We start from the raw sequence: 15,985 nt of genomic DNA, 5'->3' as shown, positions 1-15,985 counted from the left end.
GTCACTCGTTTCTCGAGCAGGGGAAGGTCAGTCCTTGACCGCGCCGGCGGTCACGCCGGCGGCGACATAGCGCTGGGCCAGGACGAGGATGACCGCGGCGGGCAGCGAGGCCACCACGGCGGTGGCCATGATGGCGTTCCACTCCTGGTTGTTGTTGCCGATGTAGTGGTAGATGCCGAGGGTGATCGGCTCGTGGGTGCCGCCGTTGACGAGGGTGCCGGCGAAGACGAAGTCGGACCAGGACCACAGGAACGCGAAGAGCGAGACCGTGACCACGGCGTTGCGGCTCATCGGCAGGACGATCGACCAGAAGGTGCGCACAGGCCCGGCCCCGTCCGTCCGGGCCGCCTGGAGCATCTCGCCGGGGATGCCGGACATGAACGCGGTGAAGATGAGCACCGCGAAGGGCACGGCCAGGGTGGAGTCCGCGACGATCAGCCCGGGAACGGACTGGAGCAGGCCCAGTTGCAGGTAGATGGCGTAGAAGCCCATCGCCATGATGATGCCGGGGATCATCTGCGCGGCGAGGAGCAGGAAACTCAGCACTCCCCCGCCGCGCGGGCGCAGTTTTGCCAGGGCGTAGCCGGCGGGGGCGGACAGGGCCACGGTCAGCACGACGGTGCCCAGGCCGATGACCAGGCTGGTGCCGAGGTAGGGCAACTGCTCGTCGAGGACGGTGCGGTAGCCGGCCAGGGTGCCGTGGACGGGGAACAGGTCGGGCGGGGACTTGCGCATGTCCTGGTCGCGGGTGAGGGACACGTTCAGCATCCAGTAGACCGGGAAGAGCATGATCGCGGTCAGTAGGACGCCGGCGGTCGTCTTTCCCCAGGTGCGTCGGCTTTTCATGAGTACGCCTGCTTTCGCTGGACCCTCATGTAGAGGAGGCCGAACGCCAGGGCGGCCACCACCAGCAGGTTGCCGACGGCCGCGCCGGGGCCGAAGGCGGGCAGCAGGTTGCCGAAGCCGAGCTGGTAGGACCAGGTGGCGAAGGTCGTGGAGGCGTCGGCCGGGCCTCCCTTGGTCATGATCCAGATGATGTCGAAGACCTTGAGCGTGTAGACCAGCCCGAGGAGCAGGGTGATGGCGGACACGGGGCGCAGCAGCGGGAAGGTGATGCTCCAGAAGCGGCGCCAGGAGCCCGCACCGTCGAGGGCGGCCGCCTCGTACAGGCCGGAGGGGATGGACTGCAGGCCGCTGTAGAGCACGACCAGGTTGAACGGGACGCCGATCCAGATGTTCGCGATGATCACCGAGGTGAGCGACCAGGACGGCGACGTCAGCCAGTTGACGGGGCCGATACCGAGGGCGTGCAGGGCGGCGTTGACGATGCCGGAGTCGCTGTTGAGCATCCACGACCAGGTCGAGGCCGACACGATCAGCGGCAGCAGCCACGGGACGAGGAACAGGGCCCGCAGGGTCGCCGAGAGCCGGAAGTGCTGGTTGAAGAAGACCGCGAGGGCCAGCCCGATGGCGTACTGGAAGGCCAGGCACACGCCGGTGAAGACCACGGTGTGGAGGAGGGCCGGGGCGAAGGTGGGGTCGTCGAAGACCTTCCGGTAGTTCTCCAGGCCGGTGAACGGCGCGTCGCCCTGGACGAAGGAGCGGACGGTGTAGTTGCGCAGGCTCAGGTCGAGGTTGCGGTAGAGCGGATAGGCGTAGAAGAGGGCGAGATAGAGCGTCACCGGGGTGAGGAAGGCCCAGGCGGCCCACTGCGGGGAGACGGGCCGGCGGCGTTGCGTGGTGCGGGCCGGGGGCGGGACGGCGGTCGCCGCCCCACTGAGCGGCCGCACGGACCGGTGGTCCGGCGGACGGACGGTCTGCTTCATCGAACCCACATCACTTGACCGCGGCCTGCGCCGAGGTCAGCGCGTCCTTGGGCGACTTCGATCCGCTGAGGGCGGACTGCACGGCCTTCCACATCTGCTCGGAGATCTTGGGGTATTCGGTGCCCAGATCGTCACTGGTACGGCCCTTGGCGGCCTTGACCGCGTCGACCCACGGCTTCAGCGCGGGGTCGGCCGCCACCTGCTTCTTCCGGACCTCTTCGGTGGGGGCGACGTAGGAGAGGGTGGTGTCGGTGTCGTACAGGTTGGTGGTGCTGGTCAGGCAGGCGGTGAGCTTGCTCGTGGTGGCGTAGCGGGCGGTGTCGCTCTGGACGGGGACGGTGACGAACTCGCCGCCCGTCGGGGCCGCGGCGCTGCCTCCGCCGGTGGCCGGGATGGGCAGGACGCCGTAGTCGAAGCCGGCCTTCTTGGCGGCCGCGAGCTGCCAGGTGCCGTTCTCGGCGAAGGCGTAGTCGCCGCTCGCGAACTCCTGCCAGCTGGTGGTCTGGGTGTTGTTGAGCACGGAGTTGGGGGCGTAGCCCTTGTCCAGCCAGCCCTTCCACAGGGACAGTGCGGAGACGGCCGCGGGCGAGTCGAGGTCGGTGAGGGCGGCGCCGGACCCCCAGAACCACGGCAGGAACTGGAAGCTGCCCTCCTCGGTGCCGATCGCGGAGAAGGTGATGCCCTTCTTGCCCGCCTTCTCGGTCTTCTCCAGGGCTGCCGTCAGCGACTTCCAGTCCTTGACCGAGGCGATGTCGACGCCGGCCTCTTTGAGGACCTTCTTGTTGTAGTAGAGCGCGAGGGTGTTGGCGCCGATCGGGGTGCCGTAGGTCTTGCCGTCCGACTGGCCGGCCGCGAGGAGATTGGGGTCCACGGCGGAGGTGTCGAGCTTGTTCTCGTCGGTCGTCGTGAGAACGCCCGCCTCGGCGAGGGTCGACACCACCGGGTTGTCGACGATGAGGACGTCCGGGGAGTTGCCCTGCTGGGCCGCGAGCAGCGTCTTGTTGGCCAGGTCGCTGGTGTCGAAACCGGTCCGCTTGACCTTCACGCCGGCCTTGCTGCCGCAGGCGTCCAGCAGCTTCACCCAGGCCGATCCCTTGGCGAACTGCGGGTAGGGGTCCCAGATGGTGAAGGTGCCGCTGTCCGCACCCTTGGTGTCGGTGCTGCCCGAGCCTGAGGAGCAGGCGGTGCCGACGGCGGCGAGGACGGTCGACAGGGCCACTGCGGTGAGTCGCCGTCTGGAAGTGCTGTGCATCGCGGGTTCCTTCGTTCTAGGCACGCGGGTGCCGTGGCGGGGGCGATGTGGGGGAAGCGGGCACACCGGAGGGAGGCATGGCGGGGTGTGCTCGAAGAAGGGGCGGGAGGAGGGGCGGGGAAGGGGTCAGGGCTGTGGGGAGCCGGTGGCGGGACCGGTACTGGCCCGCAGCGAGATGGGGGGTGTCAGCAGGTGGTGCCGAGCGGGGGCGCCGGGCTGGTCGAGCCGCTCCACGAGCAGTTCGACGGCGCGCCGGCCCAGTTCCTCCGCCGGTACGTCCGCGGCGGTGAGCTGCGGGGTCACCGTCTCCGCCCACCGGCTCGCCACCACCCCGGTGACGGAGAAGTCGCCCGGCACGTGGCGGCCGGCCCGGGCCAGCCCTCGGTACAGGCCGCCCAGCGCGGCCTCGTTCAAGGTGACCAGGGCGGTGGTGCCCGGGTCGTCGCGCAGGATCCTTTCCAGGCAGGCCTGGCCGGAGGCGGCGTCGTCCCCGCAGCAGTACGTCCGCACGGTCAGCCCTCGTTCGGCCGCGGCCTTGGTGAAGCCGTCGAGGCCGCGGTGTGCCGACTCGTACCCGGCACGCAGCAGTTGCTCGGGGCGGTTGACGAAGGCGACCCTGCGGTGGCCCAGGTCCGCGAGGTGGTGGACGCATGCCGCCGCCAGTGCCGTGTGGTCCAGGCCGACCCACCAGCCGCTCTCCGGGTGGGCGGTGCGGCCGATGGCGACGGCCGGGAAGTCGAGCGCCGCGAGGTGGTCGGCCCGGTCGTCCTCCAGTCTGATCTCCATCAGGATGGCGCCGTCGACCCGCCGCTCCCCCAGCAGCCGCTGGAAGGACCGGTCGCTGTCCACGCCGCTCGGTGACAGCAGCACGTCGTAGTCGTAGGCGGCGGCTGCCTCCACGACACTGCCGATGAAGTCCAGCTGCATCCCGGTGTAGTGGTTGCCGGCGGGCGGGAAGACGAGACCGATGGTGCTGGTCCGCCCGTTGGCCAGGGCGCGGGCGCTGGCGCTGGGCCGGTAGCCCAGTTCGTCGACGACCTGCTGGATCTTCCGGCGGGTGTCCTCCGAGACAGGGCGCTTGCCGCTGAGTGCGTAGGACACGGTGCTTCGCGAGACACCGGCTCGCTTGGCGATCTCCCCGATGTTCACGGCAACTCCTGGCTCGTCGAACCGGTTCGCATGGCAGGAAGGTAGGAACCGCCTCGACCGCTGTCAATACCTGGGACGCACTTCGCTGGTCGGTCGCCTGCCGATCCGGAATCCTCGTGTCGCAGGCATTGCCGACCTGGGGTGCCGGTGCTAGCTTCGCGAACCGGTTCGACGCATGGGCCCGTTCGGTAGCGATGGGACAGACCCACATGCCCTCATCCGCGCACCGGCGTGCCCGCCACCGCTCCCTCTACCCCTGCACGCGCCACCTGCACGCGCCCCGGATCGAACCGGTTCGACGGGCGTGCGGACCGAACCGCTGCTCGATGAAGCGACGACTCGACGCGACGACACGACGACTGAGGACGCCATCCATGCCATCCGCTGACAGATTCACGCGGCGCCGGGCCCCGGCCGCCGTGGCACTGACCCTAGGAGCGGGCCTGCTGGCCGCACCGGCCGCCCCCGCGCAGGCCGCCGAGGCACCGCAGCCCGCCGCGCACTACTCCTTCGACCAGGACGACCTCGCCTCCGGGAAGATCACCGACAGCTCCGGCAACGACCTGACGGCGACCCTCGTGAACGCCTCCACCGCCCGCTCGGTCGACGGCACGGCCGGAGGAAAGGCACTGTCCCTGCCCGGCGGTGCTCCCACCTCCGACGGCGCGTACGTCCGCCTGCCCCGTCAGGTGCTCGCCGGAACGACGGACCTGACCGTCTCCGCCCGCGTGAAGTGGAGCGGCGACACGTCGCCCTGGCAGCGGATCTTCGACCTGGGCACGGACACCACCAAGTACCTCTTCAGCACGCCGTACAACGGCAGCGGTCTTTTCCAGACCTCCGTGACCACCGCGGGCGGGGGCGCGGAGGCCCAGGTCCGCGGCTACGCGAGCCTGCCCGCCGACGAGTGGCGGACGGTCACGGTCACCCTCGACACCACCGCCGGCCGGCTCACCACCTACCTCGACGGCGTGGCGGTCTCCTCCTCGGCGACCGGCATCAAGGCGGGAGACCTGCTGGACGGTTCGGCCACCGCCGCCGGGTACATAGGCAAGTCCCTCTACCCCGACCCGCTGCTCCACGGCGCGATCGACGACTTCACCGTGTGGCACGCGGCACTGAGCCCCGAGCAGGTGGCCGGTACGGTCGGGTCCGTGCCCACCCTCCAGCAGCTCTCCAGGACCTCCTTCGAGGCGCGCACCACGACCGGGACCGCCCCGTCGCTCCCCGCCGCCGTCCGCGCCTCGTTCTCCGACGGCTACGACCGCGACACGCCCGTCAGCTGGGACGCCGTGCCCTCCGACAGGTACGCCGCGCCGGGCACCTTCACGGTCGCCGGAACCGCGGCCGGGCGCGCGGTGAAGGCCACCGTCACCGTGGTCCGCGAGGGCGAGCTCACCGTCGACCTCGGCTCGGACACCGGCGCGTTCCACGGTGGTGCCTCCGGCACCCTCTACGGCGTGTACGGGCCGGACGTCCCCACCAACAACCTCATCGAGGGCATGGGTCTGCGCACGGTCTCCACCAAGGCGCAGGACGGCCCCCAGCACCCCGGCGCCGACGCCCTGGAGGTGGTGAGGCCGCTGGCCGACTCCACCGACGGTGATGTGTACATCTACATGACCGACATCCACCGCGGCTTCCCCTACGAGTGGCCGGGCGACACACCCGCGCAGAAGCTCAAGCTGTACGAGGAGAAGATCGCCAAGCAGGTCGACCAGGTGCTCCAGCTGCCGAAGCAGTACCAGGACAACATCGTCTTCGTGCCGTTCAACGAGCCCGAGGGCAACATGTTCGGCACCGGGCAGTGGAGTTACAACAAGGTCAGCTGGCTGAACGACCCCGACGACTACTTCGCCGCCTGGGACTCCGCGTACAAGCTCATCAAGACCAGGATGCCCGGCGCCCGCATCGCCGGGCCCAACACCAGCGTCCTCTACGATCAGGTGAAGGGCTTCCTCACCCACGCCCTGGCCGCCGGCACCCTCCCGGACGTCATCACCTGGCACGAGCTGAGCCACCCGGAGGCGGTACGCCAGAGCGTCGCCAAGTACCGGGCCTGGGAGAAGGACCTGTTCAAGGGCACCGACCGGGAAGGCACCCAACTCCCCGTCAACATCAACGAGTACGCGTTCAACTACCACACCTCGGTGCCGGGCCAGATGATCCAGTGGGTGTCCGCGATCGAGGAGTCCAAGGTCGACGCCGACATCGCGTACTGGAACATCGACGGCAACCTGTCGGACTCCGCGGTGCAGTCCAACCGCGGCAACGGGCAGTGGTGGCTGCTGAACTCGTACGCCTCGATGAGCGGCCACACGGTGAAGGTGACACCGCCGTTCCCGGGCGAGAACTACACCATGCAGGGCGTCGCCACCCTGGACGAGAAGAAGAAGCAGTCCCGGCTCATCTTCGGCGGGTCCACCGGCAAGGGGCACATCACCTTCGCGGGCGTGCCGGAGAAGGTCTTCGGCAAGCGGGTGCACGCCTGGGTGCGGGAGATCGAGTGGAGCGGGCAGGTCGGCGACTCGTCCGGTCCGAAGCTCCTCGCCGAGACGAACCTGACGGTCGGCCGCGACGGCAAGGTCGCCCTCGACTTCGGCGACGGCGTCCTGCCGAAGCTGAAGGAGTCCTCTGCCTACGAGGTCGTCCTCAGCCCGGCCGGGGAAGCGAAGGGCACGCAGGCACCGCCCGTGCGCTGGCAGTCCTCGTACGAGGCCGAGGACGCCGCGCACACCGGCTCCGGCTGGTCGAAGAACGGCCCGGAGGGTTCACCGCGTGACGTGTCGAAGTTCTACACCTCCGGCGGTTACGACGTCGGCGGCCTGCGCACCGGCTCGGACGTGGCGCTCGACTTCACCGTGGACGTGCCCGAGGACGGCACCTACGACCTGAGTGTCTTCGCCAACTCCCTCAACACCTACGACAAGGTGAAGGAGCAGGGCCCCACCAACGTCTTCCTGCGCGTCGACGGCAAGGCGGCCGGTGAGCAGGAACTGCACCTGCCGCTCGGCTACAAGTGGGTCGTCTGGGACCACACCGACACCAAGGTCGAGCTCACCAAGGGCAAGCACACCCTGACGCTCGCCGCGAAGAGCGCCGACGGCAAGCGGGCGACCAAGGGCGACGCCATCGTCGACCGCCTGACGCTCTCCCTCCCCCGCGCCTCGGCGGACACGCAGGTGTACGAGGGCGAACTGGCGTGGCCGGCCGGCGGGGCACGGCCGGTGTACGACCTTCCGAAGCCGGCGGCCACCGGCTCGGGCGCGGTCCGGCTCGCCAAGGACCAGAGCGCGACGTTCTGGGTCTACTCGCCGGCCGACCGCGAGGCCACCCTCCGGGTCGACACCCTCCGCGGCAGCGGCGCCCGGCTCTCCGTCAACGGCCACGACGTCCTGCGTCTGGCCAAGGGCCGGAGCAGTGCGGCCGTCTCGCTCTCCGGCGGCGTCAACAAGGTGACGGTGACCGGTGGCCCGGCCACGACCCTCGTCGACCGCCTCACGGTCACCCCGACCGAGGGGGCGCTGCCGGCGCGCACCTACGAAGCCGGGGACGCGGCACTCGCCGGGTCGGCCACGCTCGCCCCACTGTCCCTCGCCACCGACGGCACGGCGATCACGGGCATCGGCGGGGCCCCCGGCAACGGCAACACCGCGACGTTCACCGTGACGGCCGACCGGGCCGGCCTGTACGCGCTGCGCGTCCGCTACTCCAACCCCGAACAGTCCGAGGCCACCCACTACAACCCCGACCCGCTCGCCCGCCACGCCGACATCAGCGTCAACGGCGGCCCGGCCCGTCGCGTCGGCTTCCCGCACAGCTTCCACCAGAACAACTTCTGGGAGCTGACCGTCCCGGTACAGCTGAAGAAGGGCAGGAACACGATCGGCTTCCGCTCCGAGGAACTGCCGAACTTCGACGGCACCACCTACGCCTCGGACACCTTCCCCGGCGTGCTGCTCCGCTCCCGCTACGCGCCGCTGATCGACCGGATCACCGTCGCGCCCTATGCGCGAGAGGTGCGATGACCCGCTGACGCGCGGCGCCCGCGACCGCCCCCGGCGGACGCGGGCGCCGCGCTCACTTGGCCACCCCCGTCAGCGCGAGGAACTCGGCGCGGGAGCGGGCGTCGGAGCGCAGGAGGCCGAGCAGGGTCGAGGTCAGGGTGTCGGAGCCGGTGGCCTGCACACCGCGCAGCGTCATGCAGGAGTGCTCGGCCTCGATGACCACGCCGACGCCCTTGGGCTCCAGATGGGTCTGCAGCCAGTCGGCGACCTGCTTGGTCAGGCGTTCCTGGACCTGCGGGCGGCAGGCGAAGTGCTCGACGACGCGGGCCAGTTTGGACAGGCCCAGGATGCGGGCCCCCGGCAGGTAGCCGACGTGGGCGGTGCCGACCACCGGCAGCAGATGGTGCTCGCAGACGGTGCGGACCGGAATGCGCCGGGCGAGGACGAGTTCGTCGTAGCCCTCGTCGTTGGGGAACGTGGTCAGGTCGAACGGACGGGGGCTGAAGAGTTCCGCGTAGGCGCGGGCCATCCGGCCGGGCGTGCCGCGCAGGCTCTCCGAGGCCGTGGAGATGCCGAGGGCCTCCAGGAACCGGCCTGCGGCGGCCTCGGCGGCGGCCATGTCGATCCCGTCGGTTTCGTGGACCACCCGCAGGGCGGGCCGCACGGGTGCCGTCGTGTCGGCTGCCTCCGATGCCGAGGGCGGTGAGAACGGGACCATGGTGACCTCCAAGAGTTTCACCAACGAGTTTTTCCTTTATTCCGCACCGCCGTCAAGATGTGCAGACCACCACGCCCGAACAGTCCTCACTCCCATACCTGTGGGAGTTACCGTGGTCGTGTGGCTTCCGACCCGCCCGCGCAGGCCGATCCGGCCGGCAGCGCCATCGGCTCCGTCAGCGCTATCGACTCCGTCAGCGTCCTGAGCGAGGATTCACGCCGGCGCATGTTCGCCTTCATCCGGCGGGCGAGGCGTCCCGTCACCCGCGACGAGGCCGCTGCCAGCGTCGGCATCTCCCGCAAGCTCGCCGCCTTCCACCTCGACAAGCTGGTCGACGCCGGTCTGCTGCGCGCCCGCTACGAAGCGCCGGGCGGAATCCGCAAGGCCGGCAGGCAGCCGAAGGTGTACGAGCCCACCGGCGACCAGATCACCGTGACCATCCCCGACCGGCGGCACGAGCTGCTGGCCGACCTGCTCCTGGACGCCGTCCTGACCGAGCAGGCCGGCGAGACCGCCACCCAGGCCGCCATGCGCGCCGCGCGGCAGCGAGGCCGGCAGCTGGGCGAGGCCGCACGGCACGAGACCCGCCCGGGCCGGCTGGGCCCCGAGCGGGGGCTGACCACCTGCGAGCGCCTGCTGGACCAGTACGGGTACGAGCCCGTACGGGAAACGCCGACCCGCATCCGGCTGCGCAACTGCCCCTTCCACCCGCTGGCCGCCAGGGCACCGGATCTGGTGTGCGGCATGAACCAGGCATTCCTCAGCGGCTACCTCGAGGGCCTCGAGGTCGGCGGCGTCCGCGCGGCGCTGGAACCGGAACCCGGGGAGTGCTGCGTCCGGCTCGGCTCCGGGGACGGCGAGTCCATCGAGGAGACGCCCCCGGGCCGCTGAGGACCAAGGGAAACGCACCGCCGTCCGCCGGTCCGGAGGCGGCGCGAACGCGTCTTCGGAGGTTCGCCCGAGGTTGCCGCGGGCCGCCCCTCGCCGGGGCGCCTGCTGTTGCCGCCGGCCACCCTTCGCAGGAAGGCCTGCGGTTGCCGCGGGCGCTGCGCCGGGTTACCACGTGATTACCGCACGTCACGCGGCGACCGCAGCGACCTCAGGGAGAATCACATGGCAGTGGAGATCAAGCCTCTGGTGAAACCCTCCAGGCTCAGACGTCGTGCAGGCCTGGCGGGCGAGTGCCTGGCGGAGTTCCTCGGGACGTTCGTCCTCATCTCCTTCGGGTGCGGTGTGGTGGCGATGACGGTGGCGGCGCTGCCCGGCTCGGGCCGCACCCAGGGGCCCACCATCTTCTTCCTCGGCGCCGGGGACTGGCTCCTGATCACCTGGGGCTGGTGCATGGCCGTGATCCTCGGCATCTACGTGGCCGGTGGCGTCAGCGGAGCGCACATCAACCCGGCGGTCACCCTGGCCTTCGCCGTGCGGCGCAAGTTCCCCTGGGTCAAGGTCCTGCCCTACTGGGCGTCCCAGGTGGTCGGCGCCCTCGCGGGGGCGGCCCTGGTCTACGCCGTGTACCACGATGCCATCGACGCCTTCGACGCCGCCTTCAAGGGGCCGAAGACGGACGGGAAGACCCTCGCCTCGTTCTCGATCTTCGCGACGTTCCCGGCGCCGTACTTCGGGGGTGGCATCTGGGGCCCGCTGATCGACCAGATCGTCGGCACGGCCTTCCTGGTCATGCTGGTCGTGGCGCTCATCGACCTGCGCAACACCGCCGTGAAGGCGAATCTCGGGCCCGTGGTGATCGGCTTCGTCGTGGCGGCCATCGGCATGTCCTACGGGGCGAACGCGGGCTACGCCATCAACCCGGCACGCGACTTCGGCCCGCGCCTGTTCACCTGGATGGCGGGATGGGACGGACTGGCATTTCCCGGCAGCCTGGCCGGGGCGTTCAGCGACTACTGGTGGATCCCGATCGTCGGGCCGCTCATCGGCGGCGTGATCGGTGTACTGGTGTACGACCTGTTCATCGGCGACGTGCTGCACGTTCGCGCACAGGAGGGTGAGGCGCCGGAGCCCGGACGGACCCGCCCCACCACGTCCGACGACGAGTGAGCGCGCATCGGCCGCGGCCCGGGCCGCGGCCGATGCTAGATTCCTCTGGGCGTCCGCCCGGGAGAGGCGCGGATCGCCTGCCGTACAGGTGAACCGGCCCAGGGCAGGCCCGTATCGGATGGTGGCACGATCCATGACTGACCCGGAGGAGCTCCCCGGCGGGGCCGGCGCTCCCGTTCCGCGGATCCTCGGCAACACCGGGTCGCTCGCCGCGGCCGAGCCGGGAGCGACCGGCGCACTGTGGCGGCTGGCCGAACCCGGCCGGCAACTGGACGCCAACCTCGTCCGCGTCCCGCCCCGGGGGTCCATCGACGCCCACGCCGAGCCCGATCTCGACGTGCTGCTGCTCGTGGTCTCGGGAGACGGCACGCTCGGCTCCGAGGCCGGGCCGCACCCCGTGGAGCCCGGCAGCCTCGTCTGGCTGCCGCACGGCAGCGTCCGCAGCGTGGCCGCGGGCGCGGACGGTCTGGCGTACGTGACGGTGCACCGCCGCCGCCCGGGCATGCGGATCCAGGGCCGGTCACGGACGTGACCGCGGTATGGGGCAGGGGGCGCGCGGTCGGGTGACCAGTCGAGTCGTCCTCATCTCCCCGGCGATGAACCGGTCGCTGCGGCAGGCCCGTTTCGACGACGGGGGCCCGCTCGACGAGGGCGGCCGGAAGCAGGCCGCGGCCGCGGCCGGGTCGCTGCCCTCGGCCTCCCAAGTGGCTCTCTCCCCCAGCACGCGCTGCCGGCAGACCGCCGGGGCGCTCGGTCTGGACGGTCCCGAGGCAGCCGGACTCAGGGGACTGGATGTGGGGCGGTGGCGCGGCCGGACCCTCGACGAAGTGACCGTCGCCGAACCGGATGCGGTGGGACGGTGGCTGACCGACCCCGGCAGCGCGCCCCATGGCGGGGAATCGGTACGGGACGCGTGCGCGCGGGTCGCCCACTGGCTGGACGGCCTCCGCGAGACGGACGGACGCACGCTCGCCGTGGTCGAGCCGGACGTCGTACGGGCGGCCGTGGTCCACGCGCTGCACCTGCCGGCGGCGGGATTCTGGCGGCTGGACGTGCCGCCCCTGACCGCGACGGAGTTCAGCGGACGGGCCGGGCGCTGGAACCTGCGGCTCGGACGCCCGCTGGACGTGCCGGAAGCCGGCCCCGGGTTCTGAGTCGTCGCGGACCGGCTCACCGGGACGCGGCGGTTCGGCCGGGGTGGCGCCCGCCAACCAGCCGACCCGCCGCATCCGCCACGCCGCCCGCACGCTGCGCATCGCGCCGGTCTCCACGACGGCCGGCCGGCAGGACGCGACCCTCCATGTGGGCCGCTGAGCCGCCTGCGACGCTCACGTCATGTCCGGGCCGCGCAGCAGGAGTTGGGTCACGGCCATGCCCGCCACGACGACAGCCGCCCGGAACGGCCACCGGCTGCGGTCGTCGAAAGGCAGGGCCGTGCCCGCGACCGACACGGCGACGGCCGCCCCCGCCAGTACCCAGCCCGGGCGCCCCACACCTCCGGCCGGGCCGGTGACGAGCACGCAGACAGCGGCGAGCATCAGGGACGGGGCCAGCCACCGGCAGGCCCTGCGGCCCAGCCTCTGCGGCAGGCCGCGCACCCCGGTCGCGAGATCGTCCTGGATGTCCGGAAGCACGTTGACCAGGTGCGCCCCCACCCCCAGCAGGGCTCCGGCCGCCATCGCCCACCAGGCGGGCCAGGACGGCGAGGGCAGGCCGAGGGTGACGAACGCCGGCAGTGCGCCGAAGGCGACGGCGTAGGGCAGCGGGGAGAGCAGCGTGTGCTTGAACAGCAGGTTGTAGCTCCAGGCAGTGGCGACCACGGCGAGGTGCGCCGCCCCTGCGGCAGCGCCGCTCAGCAGGGACAGCGGCACGCACAGGACCAGGGCCGCCCCGGCTGCGACGGCCGCCGCCCGGAGGGGGAGTTCGCCGGTGGCGACCGGCTTGTCGCCGCGTCCGCAGGCCGCGTCGCGCCGGGCGTCGGCCGCGTCGTTGCACCAGCCCACCGAGAGCTGGCCCACCAGCACGGCGGCCGCCACCGCTGCCGAAGCCGACGCGCCCCGGCCGGCCGCGACGGCCAGCACCGTCGCGAGCACCGTCACGGCGAGCGCCGGTTCCAGGTGGCAGGAGCGCAACAGCGCCGGCACGCGGCGTGTCGCTCGGGGAAGGACCGGTGACGGGTGTAGAGACACACAGGCAAGATAAATGGACAAACAGGGCGAGAGAGGCACTGTCGATATGCGTGTCCCCGTGACGGCCGAAGACCTCCCCGCCTCACCCGGCACGGTGCGCGAGCAAGCCCGGCCCCTTGCGGGGACCACGATCACGGCGGTCCACACGGCGCTGCCGGCGCACCGTTACGCCCAGGACGACCTCACCGAACCGATCGGCGATCTGTGCCTGGCTCCGGGAGCCGACCGCGCCCTGCTGCGCCGCCTGCACGCGTCCGCCGGGGTCCGCGCCCGGCACCTCGCGCTGCCGATCGCACGGTACGCCGCCCTCACCGACTTCGGGCAGGCCAACGACGCCTGGATGGCGGCCGGTCTCGAGCTGGGCGAAGAGGCCCTCACCGGCGCGCTGAAGGAAGCGGGACTCGAACCGGCCGATGTCGACCTCCTGGTGTGCACCTCCGTCACCGGCATCGCCGCCCCCTCGCTCGATGCCCGGCTGGCCGGACGTCTGGGATTGCGACCGGACGTCAAGAGGGTGCCGGTGTTCGGACTGGGGTGTGTGGCGGGCGCGGCCGGGCTGGCCCGGCTGCACGACTACCTGCGTGGGCATCCCGGTGGCACGGCCGTGCTGCTCACCGTCGAACTGTGCTCGCTGACCCTGCAGCGACGGGACGACTCCCAGGCCAACCTCGTGGCCGGTGCCCTGTTCGGGGACGGTGCCGCCGCGCTCGTCGCCCGCGCCGGCACATCCGCCGGGCCGGGCGCCGCCGGCCCCACGGTGGTCGCCACGCGCAGCCGGCTGTATCCGGACACCGAGCAGCTCCTCGGCTGGAGCATCGGCACGTCCGGGTTCCGTGTCGTGATCGGTGCCGGCATCCCCGGCATCGTACGGAGCCACCTCGGCCGGCATCTGCGCGGTTTCCTGGCCGACCACGGCCTCACCGTCGAGGACATCGACAGCTGGGTGTGCCATCCGGGAGGGCCCAAGGTGCTCTCCGCCGTCGCCGACACCCTCGATCTGCCGGACAACGCCCTGGCATCCGCGTGGAACTCGCTGGCGGCCGTGGGCAACATGTCGTCCGTCTCCGTCCTGCACATCCTGCAGAGCATCCGGGAATCCGCCCGGCCCGAGCCCGGCAGCTGGGGCCTGCTCATGGCGATGGGCCCCGGCTTCTGCTCCGAACTCGTCCTGCTGCGCTGGTGACCTCATGACGTGGTACGTCCTTCTCATCCTGGCCGTCGGCGTCGAACGTCTCGCCGAACTGGTCGTCGCCCGGCGCAACGCGTCCTGGACCCTGGCCCGCGCCGGTGTCGAGCACGGCCGCGGCCACTACCCGGCCATGGTCGCCCTGCACACCGGCCTGCTCCTGTGCTGCCTCCTCGAACCCGCCCTGGCCGACCGGCCCTTCGTGCCCGCGCTCGGCGGGCCCATGCTCGTCCTCGTGCTGCTGGCCCAGGCGTTGCGCTGGTGGTGCGTCACGACGCTCGGGCCGTACTGGAACACCCGGGTCATCGTCGTCCCCGGGGCGCGCCTGGTCGGCACCGGGCCCTACCGGTTCCTGCGCCACCCCAACTACGTGGCCGTCGTCGTGGAGATCGCGGCCCTGCCGCTGGTGCACGGCGCGTGGCTGAGCGCGCTGGTGTTCACCGTGGCCAACGCGTGGCTGCTGACCGTCCGCATCCGCTGCGAGAACGCCGCCCTCACCCGGGCCGTGCCCGCATGAGCGCCACCCTCGACATGGTGATCGCCGGAGGCGGGCCCGCGGGCCTGGCGACCGCTCTGCACGCCGCCCGTGCCGGCTTCGACGTCGTCGTCGCCGAGCCCCGTCCCGCGCCGGTCGACAAGGCCTGCGGCGAGGGCCTGATGCCCGGCGCCGTGCGAGCCCTCCGCGCCCTCGGTCTGGAGGTCCCCGGCCGGCCGATCACCGGTATCCGCTACGTCCAGGGAAACCGTCGGGTCGAGGCGGATTTCCGGCAGGGGCCGGGCCTCGGCACCCGCCGCACCGGCCTGCACGACGCCCTCCACCGGGCCGTCACCGAGGCCGGGGTGCCCGTACTGCCCCTGCGCGTCGACGCCGTACGGCAGGAGGCCACCGGCGTGACGGTGCCGGGCACGGGTCTGCGCGCCCGGTGGCTCGTGGCCGCGGACGGGCTGCACTCACCGGTGCGCCGGTCGCTCGGCCTGGAGGTGAGGACCCGTGGCGAACCCAGGTACGGACTGCGCCGGCACTTCGCGGTGGCGCCGTGGGCGTCCTGCGTCGAGGTGCACTGGGGGCCGCACGGGGAGGCGTACGTCACCCCGTTGAGCTCCTCGCTGGTCGGTGTGGCGCTCCTGACGTCCCGGCGGGGCTCCTTCGACACCCAGCTGGCGGACTTTCCCGAGTTGGCCGCCCGCCTGCCCCCGACGGCGGCCGTGACCGCGGTGCGGGGCGCCGGGCCGCTGCGCCAGCGGGTGCGCACCCGCTTCCACGGCCGGGTGCTGCTCGTCGGGGACGCCGCCGGTTACATCGACGCCCTCACCGGCGAAGGCATCTCCCTGGCCCTCACGGGCGCGCAGGCCCTCGTCACGAACCTGCGCCGCGGGACGCCGGACCGCTACGAGACCGACTGGAACCGTGCCACCCGCCGGCACCGGCTGCTGACCGACCTCCTGGTGAGGGCCCGTCAACGGCCCGGGCTCGCGCCGCTCATCATGCCCACCGCGGCGCGCCTGCCACGGGTCTTCACGGCAGCGGTGAACGCACTGGCGTAGAGCTCGCCGCACGGGATCGACGGGGTACCCGGGGCGACGGCCGTGTATCCAGGAC

General features: G+C 71.7%; 14 protein-coding genes. 8 read left to right on the top strand and 6 right to left on the bottom strand.

Translation table 11 applies throughout. The features are described 5' to 3' along the window. Positions 1–27: 27 nt before the first annotated feature. The 4 genes from AB0B29_RS33720 to AB0B29_RS33705 form a co-directional block, all read right to left on the bottom strand. Positions 28–846 (bottom strand): carbohydrate ABC transporter permease, encoded by an 819-nt coding sequence (locus AB0B29_RS33720; protein WP_362245845.1) that lies wholly within the window; start codon positions 844–846, stop codon positions 28–30. Further along, positions 843–1,826 carry a carbohydrate ABC transporter permease gene (locus AB0B29_RS33715; protein ID WP_362245843.1) on the bottom strand — a complete coding sequence of 328 codons (984 nt, stop codon included), beginning with the start codon at positions 1,824–1,826 and terminating at the stop codon, positions 843–845. Before AB0B29_RS33715 ends, AB0B29_RS33720 begins: the two co-directional genes overlap by 4 nt. Positions 1,827–1,836: 10 nt before the next feature. After that, positions 1,837–3,078 carry a sugar ABC transporter substrate-binding protein gene (locus tag AB0B29_RS33710; RefSeq protein ID WP_362245841.1) on the bottom strand — a complete coding sequence of 414 codons (1,242 nt, stop codon included), beginning with the start codon at positions 3,076–3,078 and terminating at the stop codon, positions 1,837–1,839. A gap of 126 nt (positions 3,079–3,204) precedes the next feature. Beyond that, positions 3,205–4,227 carry a LacI family DNA-binding transcriptional regulator gene (locus tag AB0B29_RS33705; RefSeq protein ID WP_362245839.1) on the bottom strand — a complete coding sequence of 341 codons (1,023 nt, stop codon included), beginning with the start codon at positions 4,225–4,227 and terminating at the stop codon, positions 3,205–3,207. Positions 4,228–4,601: 374 nt separating this feature from the next. Here AB0B29_RS33705 and AB0B29_RS33700 point away from each other — a divergent pair, with 374 nt between their 5' ends. After that, positions 4,602–8,255 (top strand): LamG-like jellyroll fold domain-containing protein, encoded by a 3,654-nt coding sequence (locus AB0B29_RS33700; RefSeq protein WP_362245837.1) that lies wholly within the window; start codon positions 4,602–4,604, stop codon positions 8,253–8,255. Between the two features lie 52 nt (positions 8,256–8,307). On the opposite strand, the gene folE is transcribed toward AB0B29_RS33700, so the two are convergent. After that, on the bottom strand, positions 8,308–8,853 hold the full coding sequence (folE, locus tag AB0B29_RS33695; RefSeq protein ID WP_362245929.1) for a GTP cyclohydrolase I FolE: 546 nt from the start codon (positions 8,851–8,853) through the stop codon (positions 8,308–8,310). A gap of 219 nt (positions 8,854–9,072) precedes the next feature. On the opposite strand from folE, the gene AB0B29_RS33690 reads away from it, so the two are divergent. From AB0B29_RS33690 to AB0B29_RS33675, 4 genes are all read left to right on the top strand, one after another. Further along, positions 9,073–9,843, top strand: coding sequence for a helix-turn-helix transcriptional regulator (locus tag AB0B29_RS33690; protein ID WP_362245835.1), 771 nt, complete (start codon positions 9,073–9,075; stop codon positions 9,841–9,843). A gap of 222 nt (positions 9,844–10,065) precedes the next feature. Beyond that, positions 10,066–11,010 (top strand): MIP/aquaporin family protein, encoded by a 945-nt coding sequence (locus AB0B29_RS33685; protein WP_362245833.1) that lies wholly within the window; start codon positions 10,066–10,068, stop codon positions 11,008–11,010. 133 nt (positions 11,011–11,143) lie between these two features. Then, positions 11,144–11,542, top strand: coding sequence for a cupin domain-containing protein (locus tag AB0B29_RS33680; RefSeq protein ID WP_362245831.1), 399 nt, complete (start codon positions 11,144–11,146; stop codon positions 11,540–11,542). A gap of 31 nt (positions 11,543–11,573) precedes the next feature. Continuing rightward, a complete protein-coding gene (locus tag AB0B29_RS33675; protein ID WP_362245829.1) occupies positions 11,574–12,164 on the top strand; it encodes a histidine phosphatase family protein in 591 nt (196 codons plus the stop codon). 174 nt (positions 12,165–12,338) lie between these two features. Here the strand turns inward: AB0B29_RS33675 and AB0B29_RS33670 are convergent, their stop codons facing one another. Next, complete coding sequence (locus AB0B29_RS33670; protein ID WP_362245827.1) at positions 12,339–13,154, bottom strand: UbiA family prenyltransferase; 816 nt, start codon at positions 13,152–13,154, stop codon at positions 12,339–12,341. Between the two features lie 91 nt (positions 13,155–13,245). Here AB0B29_RS33670 and AB0B29_RS33665 point away from each other — a divergent pair, with 91 nt between their 5' ends. The 3 genes from AB0B29_RS33665 to AB0B29_RS33655 are packed head-to-tail and all read left to right on the top strand — an operon-like array spanning position 13,246 to position 15,930. Continuing rightward, positions 13,246–14,382, top strand: coding sequence for a type III polyketide synthase (locus AB0B29_RS33665; RefSeq protein WP_436845937.1), 1,137 nt, complete (start codon positions 13,246–13,248; stop codon positions 14,380–14,382). A gap of 4 nt (positions 14,383–14,386) precedes the next feature. Further along, a complete protein-coding gene (locus AB0B29_RS33660) occupies positions 14,387–14,902 on the top strand; it encodes an isoprenylcysteine carboxyl methyltransferase family protein (protein WP_362245823.1) in 516 nt (171 codons plus the stop codon). Continuing rightward, positions 14,899–15,930, top strand: a complete 1,032-nt coding sequence (locus AB0B29_RS33655; RefSeq protein ID WP_362245821.1) for an NAD(P)/FAD-dependent oxidoreductase — start codon at positions 14,899–14,901, stop codon at positions 15,928–15,930. The genes AB0B29_RS33660 and AB0B29_RS33655 overlap by 4 nt, the downstream gene beginning before the upstream one ends. Positions 15,931–15,985 lie beyond the last annotated feature (55 nt).

Origin of the sequence: Streptomyces tibetensis, assembly GCF_040647715.1 — a bacterium.
GTDB classification, from domain to species: Bacteria; Actinomycetota; Actinomycetes; order Streptomycetales; family Streptomycetaceae; genus Streptomyces; species Streptomyces tibetensis_A.
This window is presented reverse-complemented; position numbering and strand designations above follow the sequence as displayed.

Coding starts and splice junctions, on each gene's coding strand:
- AB0B29_RS33720 (WP_362245845.1), bottom strand. CDS start 846: ATGAAAAGCCGACGCACCTGGGGAAAGACGACCGCCGGCGTCCTACTG.
- AB0B29_RS33715 (WP_362245843.1), bottom strand. CDS start 1,826: ATGAAGCAGACCGTCCGTCCGCCGGACCACCGGTCCGTGCGGCCGCTC.
- folE (WP_362245929.1), bottom strand. CDS start 8,853: ATGGCCGCCGCCGAGGCCGCCGCAGGCCGGTTCCTGGAGGCCCTCGGC.
- AB0B29_RS33665 (WP_436845937.1), top strand. CDS start 13,246: ATGCGTGTCCCCGTGACGGCCGAAGACCTCCCCGCCTCACCCGGCACG.
- AB0B29_RS33655 (WP_362245821.1), top strand. CDS start 14,899: ATGAGCGCCACCCTCGACATGGTGATCGCCGGAGGCGGGCCCGCGGGC.
- AB0B29_RS33680 (WP_362245831.1), top strand. CDS start 11,144: ATGACTGACCCGGAGGAGCTCCCCGGCGGGGCCGGCGCTCCCGTTCCG.
- AB0B29_RS33700 (WP_362245837.1), top strand. CDS start 4,602: ATGCCATCCGCTGACAGATTCACGCGGCGCCGGGCCCCGGCCGCCGTG.
- AB0B29_RS33685 (WP_362245833.1), top strand. CDS start 10,066: ATGGCAGTGGAGATCAAGCCTCTGGTGAAACCCTCCAGGCTCAGACGT.
- AB0B29_RS33660 (WP_362245823.1), top strand. CDS start 14,387: ATGACGTGGTACGTCCTTCTCATCCTGGCCGTCGGCGTCGAACGTCTC.
- AB0B29_RS33710 (WP_362245841.1), bottom strand. CDS start 3,078: ATGCACAGCACTTCCAGACGGCGACTCACCGCAGTGGCCCTGTCGACC.